The organism is Klebsiella sp. Lac1 (genome assembly GCF_009825425.1).
GTDB classification, from domain to species: domain Bacteria; phylum Pseudomonadota; class Gammaproteobacteria; order Enterobacterales; family Enterobacteriaceae; genus Klebsiella; species Klebsiella electrica.
The window spans coordinates 2,401,218-2,413,713 of the sequence record NZ_VJZJ01000001.1; the positions used below are offsets into that span (position 1 = coordinate 2,401,218).

20 protein-coding genes and 1 pseudogene are annotated in these 12,496 nt (G+C 52.9%); 15 read left to right on the top strand and 6 right to left on the bottom strand.

Annotation, left to right across the window (positions count from 1 at the left end; all coding sequences use genetic code 11):
• Window positions 1–44 precede the first annotated feature (44 nt).
• The 13 genes and pseudogenes from FNY10_RS11750 (at window position 45) to FNY10_RS11805 (ending at window position 6,039) form a co-directional block, all read left to right on the top strand.
• Window positions 45–374 (top strand): hypothetical protein, encoded by a 330-nt coding sequence (locus FNY10_RS11750; protein ID WP_160704979.1) that lies wholly within the window; start codon window positions 45–47, stop codon window positions 372–374.
• On the top strand, window positions 374–595 hold the full coding sequence (locus FNY10_RS11755) for a DUF551 domain-containing protein (RefSeq protein ID WP_160704980.1): 222 nt from the start codon (window positions 374–376) through the stop codon (window positions 593–595). Before FNY10_RS11750 ends, FNY10_RS11755 begins: the two co-directional genes overlap by 1 nt.
• 67 nt (window positions 596–662) lie before the next feature.
• Complete coding sequence (gamL, locus tag FNY10_RS11760) at window positions 663–944, top strand: host nuclease inhibitor GamL (RefSeq protein WP_160704981.1); 282 nt, start codon at window positions 663–665, stop codon at window positions 942–944.
• Window positions 941–1,834 (top strand): RecT family recombinase, encoded by an 894-nt coding sequence (locus FNY10_RS11765; RefSeq protein WP_160704982.1) that lies wholly within the window; start codon window positions 941–943, stop codon window positions 1,832–1,834. Before gamL ends, FNY10_RS11765 begins: the two co-directional genes overlap by 4 nt.
• Window positions 1,827–2,309 (top strand): siphovirus Gp157 family protein, encoded by a 483-nt coding sequence (locus FNY10_RS11770; protein WP_160704983.1) that lies wholly within the window; start codon window positions 1,827–1,829, stop codon window positions 2,307–2,309. Before FNY10_RS11765 ends, FNY10_RS11770 begins: the two co-directional genes overlap by 8 nt.
• Window positions 2,310–2,607: 298 nt before the next feature.
• Window positions 2,608–2,910: a DUF5405 family protein gene (locus FNY10_RS11775; RefSeq protein WP_227699373.1), complete on the top strand. Its 303-nt coding sequence runs from the start codon at window positions 2,608–2,610 to the stop codon at window positions 2,908–2,910.
• Complete coding sequence (locus FNY10_RS11780) at window positions 2,907–3,548, top strand: hypothetical protein (RefSeq protein ID WP_160704984.1); 642 nt, start codon at window positions 2,907–2,909, stop codon at window positions 3,546–3,548. Before FNY10_RS11775 ends, FNY10_RS11780 begins: the two co-directional genes overlap by 4 nt.
• Window positions 3,545–3,766 (top strand): TraR/DksA family transcriptional regulator, encoded by a 222-nt coding sequence (locus tag FNY10_RS11785; protein ID WP_160704985.1) that lies wholly within the window; start codon window positions 3,545–3,547, stop codon window positions 3,764–3,766. Before FNY10_RS11780 ends, FNY10_RS11785 begins: the two co-directional genes overlap by 4 nt.
• Window positions 3,766–4,023, top strand: a complete 258-nt coding sequence (locus FNY10_RS26615) for a hypothetical protein (RefSeq protein WP_202395546.1) — start codon at window positions 3,766–3,768, stop codon at window positions 4,021–4,023. The genes FNY10_RS11785 and FNY10_RS26615 overlap by 1 nt, the downstream gene beginning before the upstream one ends.
• 110 nt (window positions 4,024–4,133) lie before the next feature.
• Window positions 4,134–4,412, top strand: a complete 279-nt coding sequence (locus tag FNY10_RS11790; protein WP_160704986.1) for a hypothetical protein — start codon at window positions 4,134–4,136, stop codon at window positions 4,410–4,412.
• Between the two features lie 50 nt (window positions 4,413–4,462).
• A pseudogene (locus FNY10_RS11795) lies at window positions 4,463–4,555 on the top strand (DNA polymerase III subunit theta); the annotation flags it as partial.
• 157 nt (window positions 4,556–4,712) lie between these two features.
• Complete coding sequence (locus tag FNY10_RS11800) at window positions 4,713–4,985, top strand: excisionase (protein ID WP_160704987.1); 273 nt, start codon at window positions 4,713–4,715, stop codon at window positions 4,983–4,985.
• Window positions 4,954–6,039, top strand: a complete 1,086-nt coding sequence (locus tag FNY10_RS11805) for a tyrosine-type recombinase/integrase (RefSeq protein ID WP_160704988.1) — start codon at window positions 4,954–4,956, stop codon at window positions 6,037–6,039. Before FNY10_RS11800 ends, FNY10_RS11805 begins: the two co-directional genes overlap by 32 nt.
• Window positions 6,040–6,376: 337 nt before the next feature.
• Here the strand turns inward: FNY10_RS11805 and FNY10_RS11810 are convergent, their stop codons facing one another.
• Genes FNY10_RS11810 through yobA form a run of 3 tightly spaced genes read right to left on the bottom strand, consistent with a single transcriptional unit; the run spans window position 6,377 to window position 7,979 of the window.
• The gene (locus tag FNY10_RS11810) at window positions 6,377–6,718 is read right to left on the bottom strand and encodes a YebY family protein (protein ID WP_131050311.1); all 342 of its coding nucleotides are present in this window, start codon (window positions 6,716–6,718) and stop codon (window positions 6,377–6,379) included.
• Window positions 6,719–6,731: 13 nt separating this feature from the next.
• A complete protein-coding gene (gene copD / locus FNY10_RS11815; RefSeq protein ID WP_141964341.1) occupies window positions 6,732–7,601 on the bottom strand; it encodes a copper homeostasis membrane protein CopD in 870 nt (289 codons plus the stop codon).
• Window positions 7,602–7,604: 3 nt separating this feature from the next.
• Window positions 7,605–7,979 (bottom strand): CopC domain-containing protein YobA, encoded by a 375-nt coding sequence (gene yobA, locus FNY10_RS11820; protein ID WP_142255865.1) that lies wholly within the window; start codon window positions 7,977–7,979, stop codon window positions 7,605–7,607.
• Between the two features lie 126 nt (window positions 7,980–8,105).
• On the opposite strand from yobA, the gene FNY10_RS11825 reads away from it, so the two are divergent.
• On the top strand, window positions 8,106–8,336 hold the full coding sequence (locus FNY10_RS11825; RefSeq protein ID WP_004863978.1) for a DNA polymerase III subunit theta: 231 nt from the start codon (window positions 8,106–8,108) through the stop codon (window positions 8,334–8,336).
• 78 nt (window positions 8,337–8,414) lie between these two features.
• Entirely contained in the window at window positions 8,415–9,074 is a 660-nt protein-coding gene (gene exoX, locus FNY10_RS11830) for an exodeoxyribonuclease X (protein WP_131050313.1), read from the top strand.
• A gap of 5 nt (window positions 9,075–9,079) precedes the next feature.
• Here the strand turns inward: exoX and ptrB are convergent, their stop codons facing one another.
• The 3 genes from ptrB to FNY10_RS11845 all read right to left on the bottom strand — a co-directional run bounded on the left by ptrB (window position 9,080) and on the right by FNY10_RS11845 (window position 12,434).
• On the bottom strand, window positions 9,080–11,140 hold the full coding sequence (ptrB, locus tag FNY10_RS11835) for an oligopeptidase B (RefSeq protein WP_141964340.1): 2,061 nt from the start codon (window positions 11,138–11,140) through the stop codon (window positions 9,080–9,082).
• A 117-nt stretch (window positions 11,141–11,257) separates the two neighbouring features.
• Window positions 11,258–11,944 carry a tellurite resistance TerB family protein gene (locus FNY10_RS11840; RefSeq protein ID WP_141964339.1) on the bottom strand — a complete coding sequence of 229 codons (687 nt, stop codon included), beginning with the start codon at window positions 11,942–11,944 and terminating at the stop codon, window positions 11,258–11,260.
• Between the two features lie 97 nt (window positions 11,945–12,041).
• A complete protein-coding gene (locus tag FNY10_RS11845) occupies window positions 12,042–12,434 on the bottom strand; it encodes a YebG family protein (protein ID WP_160704990.1) in 393 nt (130 codons plus the stop codon).
• Between the last annotated feature and the right edge of the window lie 62 nt (window positions 12,435–12,496).

Consider the following 12,496-nt stretch of genomic DNA (forward strand, 5'->3'; position numbering starts at 1 on the left):
GCAAATGAAAGCTGCGGCTGGTATGCCGTGGTATAGGAGTGAAAATGCAAGAGTTTAAAGGTACGCCTGGGCCATGGAGATTCGATGAGCAGGAAGCATTATCTGGCGGTCCAGTGTTTTATATAGCGCAAGATGATAATGCCAAATACACACCAAATTATTCTGATGTCTCACAAACATGCAGCGGCGAAATAAAACACATTCAGAAGGCAAACGCTCAACTGATAGCAGCAGCTCCTAATTTACTAGAGGAGCTGCAAAAGCTTAGGGAGTACGTCATTAACGTATGCGACGTTGATGAGGAAGATTGCCATAGCGAGCATCCATTGATGTCGTCACGGGCAGCCATCAGCAAGGCTCTGGGGGAGGAGTGATGGAGTGGATTAAATGTTCAGAAAAAATGCCACTAGAGGTTTCTGGTTTTCATTGCTTCAGGACGAAAACTGTTGTCGTTTCAGATGGATTTGATGTTGGTATTTGCGATTGCCAGGCTGGGAATATGCCAAATGCTTGGGTTGGCTGGTCTATTCATGGAGACATTGACGCAGATAAGATTACCCATTGGATGCCACTTCCTACCCGGCCAGCCGAATAAACCAAACCAACTTAACCATGTCGGCTATTACAGCGACGGGCTTCGTGCATTCTGAACAGGAGGCGATATGAACGCATATTACGTGCAGGACAGGATTGATGCACAACAGGAGTCTGTGTATCAGGCTCGCATTCAGCGTGAACAATGGATTAAGAACCGCGCTAAGGAAATCATTGAAATCGCGCCAACTGAGCCTCTTGAGTTTACAGCCGGCTCGGTCAGCAAAGTTCTTCGCCTCGCTATTCAGTCAGAAAAATGCCGCGAAGCTTACAACGACTTTATTACCGCGATCGCTTATGACCAATCTGAGCGAGAGTGGGAAGAGCAATATGGATGGGCCGCAGAATGACCTCAATTGTTGAATTTGTCAGGCAACAGGAGCCGCTGTTCTGCGGCGCATTAACAGACCAGAGCGTTACTTGGGCAAAGGAAAGCCAGTTCGCTATTCAGTATTTTCAGAAGAATGACTTTCTTGCCAAAACGGCATTGGGAAATCCTACCAGTGCGCAGAATGCCATTATCAACGTGGCAGCTATTGGTATCACGCTCAACCCGGCCAGCAAGCTTGCTTATCTGGTGCCTCGTGACGGTATGGTGTGTCTCGATATCAGTTATATGGGCCTTCTTCACCTTGCCCAGGCAACCGGCTCTATCAAGTGGGGACAGTGCAAGCTTGTCTACTCGAACGATACGTATGAGTCGAACGGCCTCGATACTGCACCCACTCACAAATATAACGCCTTCGGAGACCGCGGCTCTGTAGTCGGAGGCTACTGTACGGTGAAAACATCAGACGGCGACTATCTCACGGAAGAGATGAGTCTCGCAGAAATTAAAGCCGTGGAATCAACCAGCAAAGCAAAGAATGGCCCATGGAAAACGTTCTGGGAAGAGATGGCTCGCAAAACCATAGTCAAGCGGGCAAGTAAATACTGGCCTAAAGCACAGCGTCTTGATAACGCGATTCACCTCCTTAACGAGGGTGAAGGCGTATTCCAGGAGCCAGTAATGCCGCATAAATCCGAGGAAGATATCCGCGAGGATGAGCGCCGTCGCCAGCAGGAAATTATCGATCACGTTCAGCAACTCTGTGATGACATGGCTCAGGCTGAGACCATGGATGACCTCAAGCGGGTATTTGCCGAGGCTTACAAACGCACATCAGGAATGAAGTTGCAGCAGAACGTTCAAGCCATTTACGCAGAATGCAAAGCAAAGCTGGAGGTGACCAGTGAGTAAGCTTTACGAAATCTCCAATGACTACGCGAAATTAATGGATGAGGGGCTAGAACCTGAGCTAATAGCCGACACTCTGGAAGGAATGGAAGGCGAGCTAACTGATAAGGTTGAGCAGCTTCTGGCCATCTGCAAAAACGAAACCGGGTACGCAGAACGCCTCAAGGAAGAGGCTAAGTCACTCAATGACCGTGCGTCAGCAACCCTGAATCGAGTCGAAAGAATTAAGGAATATATTTCGCGCTCTCTAACTACCGCGGGCATTAAGAAAATCAGGGCGGGAATTCACCAGGTCACTATCAGAGAGCCATCTGAGTCTGTAGAAATTGTAGATTCAAGTGCCCTACCAGCTAAATTCGTCGAATACGAAACCACCATCAAACCAGACAAAATGGCAATTAAGCATGAGCTTAAAGCAGGTCATCAAATCCCCGGCGCTCAATTAAAAATTGGAAAGCCATCTCTACTCATTAAGTGATTGTCGCAATGCAAAAGAAAAATATCTCCCCGGAAGACTTCCTCAGCGTCTGCGGGAAAATGGTTGCCTGCCGCGCAGCCGATAAGTTGGGAATTACCGTTGCCCGCTTCTACTACCTAGCTCAGAGATATCGCGTCAGTACAGCATTTGTCAGACCACTGTGGAGTGAAAGTGAGAATCAGCGGCTGATAGCTATGCGTAAAAGTGGGACGCCTGTTAAGAAGATAGCACAGGTTTTAAATCGCACCGAGGAATCAATTATTCAGAGGATTTGCGTACTGAGAAGGGATGGGCGGATATGACTGATTACGGAGAAAAAATAATGAGCAAAAACCTTCATATAGAAATCGGTGATAAATACGTCATCACCGGCTCAGTTCACGACCTGATTTTAAGCGAGAAGAAAAAAGTTACCGATGAAAAAAGTAAAAACTTCGGCAATGAAACCCTCTCTCGCATCGGTTACTACAGCAAGTTTGAGCACCTGGTGAAAGAACTGTGCCACCGGGAAATCCTGCAATCAGAAGCGCAGTCACTGGAAGAGTTGCGCGACTACATCTTTGCCCTCGGCGAAAAGCTGAGTAAGGCGTTGGAATCATGAAAGCACAGCCATCAGAAGACTTTACGCCAATGAATATGTCGCTTGAGCCTGATTATAAGGCGCGCTGGTACACGCCAGGAATTGTCGATAAGGACGGTTATTTGCAGCCAGCCAGTAAAGAGGTGTTTGGTGTTGCCAATGAAAATGAAGGGTATTCCTGCCCGTTCGGCGCCGTCGGCGACCGCATCTGGGTAAGAGAGGCGTTTCGGGTGCATAGTCGGGCTACAGACGTCGCTACCCTAGTATACAAAGCCAGCGAGCGAAATTCGTGGACGGAGCAAACCCACCGTGTACCCGTAGCTGTCTGCAATAAGCCGGCAACGCCTGAAAAGTGGACTCCATCGCTGCACATGCCACGCTGGGCCAGCCGCATTCTGCTGGAAATCACCGATGTCCGGGTGGAGCGACTGAACGCTATCAGCGAAAAGGATGCGGAGGCGGAAGGAATCGACATGGAGGCACTTTATGACTCTCAGGACTGTTACGACTGCATTGCAGACCACAATATGACCGGAAGGCCAACGGTAACAGGCGCATTCAAGTACCTGTGGGAATCCATCTACGGCGAGGAAAGCTGGAATGCCAACTCCTGGGTTTGGGTAATTTCGTTCAAGCGCGTTGAAGGCGGTGCAGCATGAGCGCAGAAATCATCGATCAGGCCAACGAACTCGAAGAGCTGCAGCGTGAAGCCGCCATAGCGAAGTATCGCATTAACCACAACGCTGTTTCGGCTACTCACTGCATTGATTGCGGTGATGACATTCCAGAATTGCGCCGGGTGAAGGTTCCTGGCTGCCAGCGATGCGCCAGTTGCCAGGGTGATTTTGAGCTTATGAAGAAGCAAGGAAGGATGTGATGGGAAAGGTAACTTTTGTCGTTGAGTTCGAAGATGGCAAGGAGCCACCGGTACATGCGAACATGGAAGTGTTCGGCGGGAAGGTTGTCGCGGTAGCGTTTCGTGATGCTCTCGAAGAGTCAGAATATCAGCGCGTTAAGTATGATTATGATCCGCATAAAATTAACGTTAACCTCTGCTATCTCTGTAATAGATATCACCCGATCGGTGTGGCATGCCCATTCAACACGATTACATCAGGGGTAAGCAATGAGTAAATCCCCCGCAGAACGCAAAGCCGCGCAGGAGGGTAGGTGATGGACTGGCCATCTTCATTTTGTTACGTTGTATAGCATTTGCTGTAGCATGGCTTTTCAGGGGGTAAATCATGCAAGTCAAAGATGTCAATAAAATCTCTGTTCTGAAGCGAATAGCTGAAATAGAAGCATCCGGACGCACAGGGACATGTTTTATTGGCTATGAAAACAGCGTCGGCACAGCCATGCCCGATGGATCGACAGAAAAGTTCCAGTTGTCAGTGATGAAGAATCTTATCAGTAAGCGGCTTGTCGATGGGTGCTGCTGCGGCTGCCGTGGTGATTTTACTCTCACGGAAAAGGGATTGCTGGCTCTGGATGCTGAATCAGACGATCGGAAAGAAACGTAACTGAACCACCAGTGATATATAATCCCATCCACACCAGAGGGAATTTTATTATGTCGAAGTGGAACATTGCAGCCAAACCGAAAGAAGAGCAGGACAAGGTTAACGTTGACCTTGCGGCCTCCGGCGTCGCGTACAAAGAGCGACCCTCGGTATATTGAAATGGCTGAGCAGAACGCCAAGAAGTAAACCAACCATCGAATGAACATAACCCGCCGAGTGCGGGTTTTTTATTGCCGGAGATAATGATGATAAGTTGCGTTCGTTTGCGCATGAGATGTGGACAATAGAGAGGAAATAATTATGGCTAAGTTGCTTACGTTACTTCAGTGGGCTGATGCGAACTACGAAACGCCGCCCTCATTGTCTACGCTACGGCGCTGGGCTCGCGAGGGGCGGATTTATCCGGCTCCTGAACTGCATGGCAAGGAATACAAAGTTATTCCTGATGCGTGTTACGTAGATCCCAGCAAGAAGAACCTGAAGCCTAAACCGAAGAATTTTGATGTACCCCGTAATGGTACTTTACTGGAGAGACTGACTCATGGCGAAAAGGCCCGCACGTTACGACGCTAACCTTCCACGTAACCTCACCTTTCGCAAGCGGGACAGCATTTTTTCATGGCGCAATCCGATAACCGGTCAGGAAATATCACTTGGCCGGATTTCCAGGAAGGACGCAATCAGCCAGGCGATCGAGGCTAACAATTACATTCATCAGAATTACATCCCCTCTTCTCTCCTTGATCGCATCAAAAACGTACCAACCTTTACTGTGTCGGCATGGCTGGAGCGTTATCAGGTGATACTTGAACGACGAGAGCTCAAGCCAAACACACTTAAAGTGCGTCGTAACCAAATAGCAACGATAGGCGATGAGTTTGGAAAATATGCGCTCGCCGCGGTCACAACAAAGGACATTGCCGAGTTTCTGGAAACGTATGTAGCTTGCGGTAAAAAAAGCATGGCGTCAGGGATGAGGTCAATACTGCTCGATATTTTCAGGGAGGCGATGGTGGAGGGACATATAGACAGGAACCCGGTTGAACCAACCAGAGCACCATCACCAGAAGTGAAGCGCGAAAGATTGCTTATTGATACCTTTATGGCTATCAGGGAGCATTCCCATAAACACTCACCATGGGTTATCAACGCGCTGGACCTGGCTCTGGTAACCGGGCAACGAAGAGAGGATGTTGCTGCATTCAGGTTTTCAGATGTTAAAGACGGCCGGCTTTATATCACTCAGGGAAAGACAGACCATAAACTGGCTATATCTGTTGATTTAAGGCTAGACGCTGCGGGAATAGTGTTGCAGGATGTCATAGAAAGGTGTCGAGAAAATAACCCGTCAGACTTCATGCTCTACTCATCAGTAAGGAGGGGCGGAAGGAAGCCGGGAGCATTAACACCTGACGGACTGACCCAGGCTTTTTCAGACGTCAGGGATATGACCGGGATTAAGTTCGGACCTAACCCGCCATCTTTTCATGAGATAAGAAGTCTTGCCAGCAGGCTATACAAGGATGAGCGCGGAGAAGAGTTTGCACAGCGATTACTTGGTCACAAGAATTTAACAATGACCAAAAAATACCTGGACTCTCGCGGCGCTGAATATGATATGGTTTAGATTGAATACGGAATATTCGAGTAATTTTCGTGTATTTTAGTGTTACAGGCTAAAAACACCAGTTAAAACATATAGATAAAAAGAGACCGAACACGATTCCTGTATTCGGTCCAGGGAAATGGCTCTTGGGAGAGAGCCGTGCGCTAAAAGTTGGCATTAATGCAGGCTAAGTCGCCTTGCCTTATAAGAATAGTTTACCGCGTCAGGTTTTCCAGTCCGCAACAAAAGTGGTCGAATAATTCCTGGCAAAATGGTCAGTGCCAACAAAAAACCGCCGCTTCCTGAGAGGAATGCCGGCGGTTTTTTATATGCTAATACAGTAAGATACGCGCGGGGATCAGCAAAGCTTCTGCGCGCGCTCAATAAATGGCGCCAGGCTCATTTTTTGTCCCGGATGTTGCGGATCGTCAACCTGGATCACAGAGATCGGCTGCGCGCTGGTTTTACCCGCTTTCACCTGCTGCTCAGCAACGTCATTCAACGGATACTGCACCAGCGTGCTGGGGTTAATGGCATACAGCGCATTCCCCGGGCGGCAGGTCAACATCACCTCCTCGCGATTGAACGCCCAATTATCCTTTCCCACTTCGAAGCGGCTAACGGTGATAATCTGCGGTGCCGCCAGCGCGACGCCGGAGCTTGCCAGTAACAACATAGTTAAAAGAGTTTTTTTCATGATTTAGCCAGTTAATTCAGTAAGGTTCCCAGGTTGCAAACAGGCTGACGGCCAGCAGCGCCAATGCTCCAAGCGCCATTTCAACCTGCGTGGTGCGCAAAATGAGCGACTCCGCTCGCGTTCCGTTCACCGACATACGTGGCACCAGAACATACCTGTTCACCAGCGCAATTGCTACCATCGCTGCGACCAGGGCACATTTGATCAATAACATCTCTCCCCACGGCGAATCACGGAATAATCCCCCCTGGATAAGCAACGCATTCACCACGCCGCTGGCAATCGCGCCGGCGACCGCCAGATGCCCGTAGCGAGAAAAGCGCATCATGGTGCCGATAGCGGCTTGCCGCCAGCGCCCGTGCGCCAGGCGCAGGCAGTAGATGAACGGCAGCAGCCCGCCAAACCAGCCGGCGACGCAGAACAGATGCACAGCGTGGTTAGTCCGCTGCGCCGCGCCGCGCACGCCCTCGCTCATGACCGCATGGCCCACGCCCGCCATCAGCAAGATCTGCGCGCACAGCAGTACCAGCAGTAAACGCGCCGGACGACGCGGTTTGAGCCACGCGATCGCCAGCGCAACCCACGCCAGCAGGATCTGCCAGATCCAGACGCTGCCAAAGCGGGTGCCCGCGACGGCTTGCCAGATAGCCGGTTGCCAGAGGTCCGGCCAACCGTTCCCCATCAGGCCGCCTTGCGCCATCAGCATCAGCAGCGCAGAGAGTGCGCTGAGCAGCAAAAGATGCCGCAGTAGCGGGAAGAAGCGCTGCATCAGCAATCGCCGCAAGGCCGGCGGCGCCCACCACGCGCCGTACAGCACGCAGCCAAACGCCACCATCAGCGAGAGAAAGTGGACGAAGCGCAGAGCGATATAGATTCCCGTGAGCATGGGTTATTTCACGGTAAAGTGGTATTGCCCTTTGGTTTTATGGCCATCAACAGAGACCACGTGCCAGTCAACGGTATACTCCCCCGCAGACAGCGACTGCGTCAGCGGAACAATCAGTTGCGCTTTATTGCTGTCGCTGCGCGCCAGCTTGCCGGTAGCAATAGCGTTCTGCTGCGGACCGGTCAGGGTCACTGCGCTAAAGGCGGTTTCAATACCTTCAGAAAAGCTCAGGGTCAGCGATGCGGGAGAAGCGGTGACAGTAGAATCCGCGGCCGGCGTTTGCTGTTGAAGATGCGCATGGGCAAAGGCCGCAGCGCTGACCAGGAAACCGGCGACAAAAACGGAGGCGCGCAGCGCACGCCCGGCGATGGTACGCATAATCGTCATTCCTTTTCGTTATGTATGTAGCACAGAGAATAACCCTGTATAATGGCGTAGTCGAGCGATGCGTCCCGGTCCGACGTCGCGCCCGATCGGTTTTCGGCATCATGAAGGAGAAACCATATGGAAAAAAATCTGGCCAAAATTTCGCAGGACGAGATGGACAAAGTGAACGTCGACCTTGCCGCAGCCGGTGTCGCCTTTAAAGAGCGTTACAATATGCCCGTGGTCGCCGATTTAGTGGAGCGGGAGCAACCGTCACACCTGCGCGACTGGTTCCGTGAACGCCTGATCGCCCATCGCCTGGCGTCTGTTTCGCTGTCGCGCCTGCCCTATGAACCCAAAGCGAAATAATTCCCGTCCCCTATGGACGTCCCGGTTGGCAAGCGCTGCGCATTCCATTACGCTGGTTTCTTTGGGCCGGAGTGAGCCATGCTACGCGTAATCGATACGGAAACCTGCGGACTGCAGGGAGGCATTGTTGAAATCGCCTCTGTTGATATTGTCGATGGTCAGATAACCAACCCCATGAGCCATCTGGTTCGTCCCGACCGGCCTATCAGCCCCCAGGCTATGGCGATTCACCGGATCACCGAAGAGATGGTCGCCGATAAGCCGTGGATTGAAGAGGTCCTGCCGCATTACATCGGCAGTCAGTGGTATGTCGCCCACAACGCCAGCTTCGACCGCCGGGTGTTACCGGAAATGCACGGAGAGTGGATCTGCACCATGAAACTGGCCCGTCGCCTGTGGCCTGGGATTAAATACAGCAATATGGGGCTGTATAAATCGCGTAAGCTGAGTGTCGCAACGCCTGCGGGGCTGCATCAACACCGCGCGCTGTACGACTGCTATATCACCGCCGCACTGCTTCTCGATATTATCAACGTTTCCGGCTGGCAACCTGAGGAGATGGCGACCATTACCGGTCGCCCGTCGCTGTTAACCACCTTTACCTTCGGTAAATATCGCGGCAAGGCGGTGGCCGAAATCGCAGAAAACGACCCAGGTTATTTACGCTGGCTGTTCAATAACCTGGATCGGATGAGCCCCGAGCTGCGCTTGACCCTCAAGCACTATCTCGGGGAGTAGCGATGCTAAACGTCCGCCTGGCCGGGTAACGTCCCCTGCGCCAGGCCAATCAAAAAGGCAAACTCCAGCGCCACCCCTTCATAGCTTTTAAAACGCCCCGACTTCCCGCCGTGCCCTGAATCCATATCGGTGCACAGCAGTAGCATGTTATCGTCCGTTTTCAGCTCGCGCAGCTTCGCCACCCATTTTGCCGGTTCCCAGTATTGCACCTGGGAATCGTGCAGACCGGTGGTAACCAGCAGGTGGGGACAGGCCTGCGCCGTGACGCCATCGTAAGGACTGTAGCTCTTCATATAGCGATAGTACTCTTCGTCCTGCGGATTTCCCCACTCCTCAAATTCCCCGGTCGTCAGCGGAATAGACTCGTCGAGCATGGTGGTCAGGACATCGACAAACGGAACCTGAGCGACCACCCCGTGAAACAGCTCCGGCCGCTCATTAATGGCGACGCCCATTAACATCCCGCCCGCGCTGCCGCCCATACCGTAGCACAGGCGAGGATTGCCATACCCCTGCGCCAGCAGCGCATCGCAGACATCGAGATAATCGTTAAAGGTATTTTTCTTACACAGGAACTTGCCGTCTTCGTACCACTGCTGCCCTAATTCACCGCCGCCGCGAACGTGGGCGATCGCAAACACGAAACCACGATCGAGCAGGCTCAAGCGGCTGGCGCTGAAATCAGCATCTTCACTGGCGCCATACGACCCGTAGGCATAGACCAGCAACGGACTGACGCCCTTGCGGAAATGCTCAAGCCGATAAACCAGCGAAACAGGAACCTCCACGCCATCCCGGGCCTGAATCCACAGGTGCTCGCTGCGGTAATGACTGGCCTCAAACCCTTTCACTTCCTGCTGTTTCAGTACCCGCCGCTCACCGGTATCCATATCCAGCTCAAACAGCGTATCCGGCGTGGTCATGGATGAGTATCCGTAGCGCAAGCGGGAAGTTTCCGGCTCCGGATTATAGGCAAGCCAGGTCACGTAGGCCGGGTCATCAAAGGCGATCCCAACCCCTTCCCGGGTCTTGCGGTTGATCTGACGCAGGCTGGTTAACCCGCGCTGGCGCTCCTCGACCACCAACCAGTCGGTAAACAGGGTGAATCCCTCGAGCATCACCTCCTGGCGCGGGGCAATCAGCGTCTCCCACTGCTGTTCGTCGCGTTCATGGGTACGATAGAGACCAAAGTTTTTCCCCTCGCGGTTGGAGCGAAGATAAAAAGCATGCTGGTAATGATCGAGACTGTACTCGTGATCTTTACGCCGCGGCAGGAAACATACCGGTTCCGCATCCGGCATTTCGGTATTCAGCAGCCGTACTTCGCTGGTGGTCGCGCTGGCAAGATAGATCACGGCGAATTGCCGGGAGGTGGTGGTATGGAGGCTGACGTAGAAGGTTTCATCCGTCTCCTCGTAGACCAGCACGTCGGAAAGCGGCGACGCGCCCACGGTATGCCGCCAGACCTGATAAGGCAGCAGCGTAGTCGGGTGCTTGCGGACATACCACAGCGTCTGCGAATCATTGCTCCAGGCAAATTCCGGCGAAACGTTTTCCAGCACTTCAGGGTACCATTCGCCATTTTGCAGATTGCACAAGCGCAGGCTATATTGCCTTCGGGAGAGATAATCCTCCGCCAGCGCCATGATCATGTTATCCGGCGAAATGCCCAGCCCGCCGAGAGTATAGAATTCGCTCTGCGCCGCGCGCTGATTGCTATCGAGCAGCACCTCCCATTCATCCCACTCCTCTTTCAGCACCGACTGGCGCTGATAGATAGCGTATTCACAGCCCGGCTCATACACCTGACGATAGCGGTAGCCATTTTTGCTGTAGGGCGCGGAGACTTCGCGCGGCGGGATACGGTCAATAATCTCTTTTAGTACCCGCTCCTGCAGGCTACGCTGAGTGGACATGACCTGCTGTCCGTACTCATTTTCCTCGCGAAGATAATCCAGCACTTCCGGCCGCGAACGTTCGTCGTCGCGCAGCCAGAAGTAATTATCGATACGGGTATCGCCATGAAGAGTCATGGCATGAGGGATTCGTTTTGCTTTTGGTGGCATCTTTTGGTCTTCTGCATCCGGTATTTCATACACAAAATCATTCAAGAAGCGGCTTGAAGGATGGCGTGTGTATAAGGGTGGCAAAAGTGGCCCGCGTTGCAAGCAAAACCTGCTGATTTAGGGAGAAAGCGCCTGTTTTTGCGCCTGAATATCCCGTTCGATGTCGGCACGCACTGCCTGCGGCAGCCCTAAAGCCTCACCGAGGGCATTGAGATAGCTGCGCTCCATAAAATGGTCGATATCGATCGCCGCGCAGCTGATGTAATAGATTTCCAGCGCCTCTTGCTCGCTGTTGAGGCCCTGCGCCAGGCGCTGCGGGTCAAGCGGCTGCGCCAGGGCACGATCGATCAATACACGCCCCTGCACGGCAATATCGGCGGCGCGCAGCTGCTCTTCGATGTTTGCCCGTTCGCTGTCATCGATGTGCCCGTCGCTTTTAGCGGCGAACACCAGCGCCAGAATGAGTCGTTCACTGCGCGCATCAAGCCCGGAGGCTGGCGAGGTTGACGACCCGCCAGGCTGTGCTGCGGAAGCGGCAGATTGCGCAGGGGAATTCTCCCGCATTTTCTGCTGATACTTGTTCCACAGCACGCTCCCCGCCACCGCGCCGCCGCCAACCAACAGTGCGCTGGTGCCATATTTGGCCAGCAGCTTGCGCGATGACTTACTCGCCACCAGCAGCCCCGCCAGCCCGCCCAGCGCACCGGGCAGAAGGAAGCTTTTACCATCCGGCCGCTCGCCTGATGAGGAAGACGGTCCCTGCTGGCCCAGCAGGGACTGGAGTTGATTAAGCCAGTTAGCCATGATTTCCCTCGTTGCTTATTACGCGATGTCATCAGCCTAAACGACGAGATGTCAGGAAATGTTATGAGCAACTAAAGATGCGCAAATTCGGCCGCACTCAGGCGGCCTTCACCTTGCGCGATGCTGCGGGCGCGGGTGCCGCGGGTGCCGCGGGTGCCGCGGGTTGTTCGCTCGCCCCCTCCGCTGCGGCCTCTGAGGCTTCAGCCGCGGCGCTCTCATCCTGGGAAACCTGCCCGCCCGTAGCATCTTCCGCTTCCGGGAGCTTTCCCGATTTCAGGATGTGGTTCAATGTCTCTTTGCGTTCCGCCAGCCACATTGCCATTTCATCGCGCTGGGTTTCGTCCAGCGTCAGCGGGCACGCTACCAGCCAGTCGTTGAGGACCTCGGCAAGATCGAGCATTTTGTCGTAAGCATCGGCCTCTTTTTTGCTGGTAAACGACATTTTTTCCTCACCTTCGCGGATCACCACATATTTAATTTCAACCGCCATTGTGCAGCCTCTTATACTGTATTTTTATACAGTATAGCAAATTTTCACCGGCGACTCAACCA

Bases quoted from the DNA above. Each gene is read 5' to 3' on its own strand.
- exoX (WP_131050313.1), top strand. From the start codon at position 8,415: ATGCTACGCGTAATCGATACGGAAACCTGCGGACTGCAGGGAGGCATT.
- FNY10_RS11750 (WP_160704979.1), top strand. From the start codon at position 45: ATGCAAGAGTTTAAAGGTACGCCTGGGCCATGGAGATTCGATGAGCAG.
- FNY10_RS11825 (WP_004863978.1), top strand. From the start codon at position 8,106: ATGGAAAAAAATCTGGCCAAAATTTCGCAGGACGAGATGGACAAAGTG.
- FNY10_RS11780 (WP_160704984.1), top strand. From the start codon at position 2,907: ATGAAAGCACAGCCATCAGAAGACTTTACGCCAATGAATATGTCGCTT.
- yobA (WP_142255865.1), bottom strand. From the start codon at position 7,979: ATGCGTACCATCGCCGGGCGTGCGCTGCGCGCCTCCGTTTTTGTCGCC.
- gamL (WP_160704981.1), top strand. From the start codon at position 663: ATGAACGCATATTACGTGCAGGACAGGATTGATGCACAACAGGAGTCT.
- FNY10_RS11805 (WP_160704988.1), top strand. From the start codon at position 4,954: ATGGCGAAAAGGCCCGCACGTTACGACGCTAACCTTCCACGTAACCTC.
- FNY10_RS11840 (WP_141964339.1), bottom strand. From the start codon at position 11,944: ATGGCTAACTGGCTTAATCAACTCCAGTCCCTGCTGGGCCAGCAGGGA.
- FNY10_RS11845 (WP_160704990.1), bottom strand. From the start codon at position 12,434: ATGGCGGTTGAAATTAAATATGTGGTGATCCGCGAAGGTGAGGAAAAA.
- FNY10_RS11765 (WP_160704982.1), top strand. From the start codon at position 941: ATGACCTCAATTGTTGAATTTGTCAGGCAACAGGAGCCGCTGTTCTGC.
- copD (WP_141964341.1), bottom strand. From the start codon at position 7,601: ATGCTCACGGGAATCTATATCGCTCTGCGCTTCGTCCACTTTCTCTCG.
- ptrB (WP_141964340.1), bottom strand. From the start codon at position 11,140: ATGCCACCAAAAGCAAAACGAATCCCTCATGCCATGACTCTTCATGGC.
- FNY10_RS26615 (WP_202395546.1), top strand. From the start codon at position 3,766: ATGGGAAAGGTAACTTTTGTCGTTGAGTTCGAAGATGGCAAGGAGCCA.
- FNY10_RS11800 (WP_160704987.1), top strand. From the start codon at position 4,713: ATGGCTAAGTTGCTTACGTTACTTCAGTGGGCTGATGCGAACTACGAA.
- FNY10_RS11775 (WP_227699373.1), top strand. From the start codon at position 2,608: ATGACTGATTACGGAGAAAAAATAATGAGCAAAAACCTTCATATAGAA.
- FNY10_RS11785 (WP_160704985.1), top strand. From the start codon at position 3,545: ATGAGCGCAGAAATCATCGATCAGGCCAACGAACTCGAAGAGCTGCAG.
- FNY10_RS11755 (WP_160704980.1), top strand. From the start codon at position 374: ATGGAGTGGATTAAATGTTCAGAAAAAATGCCACTAGAGGTTTCTGGT.
- FNY10_RS11790 (WP_160704986.1), top strand. From the start codon at position 4,134: ATGCAAGTCAAAGATGTCAATAAAATCTCTGTTCTGAAGCGAATAGCT.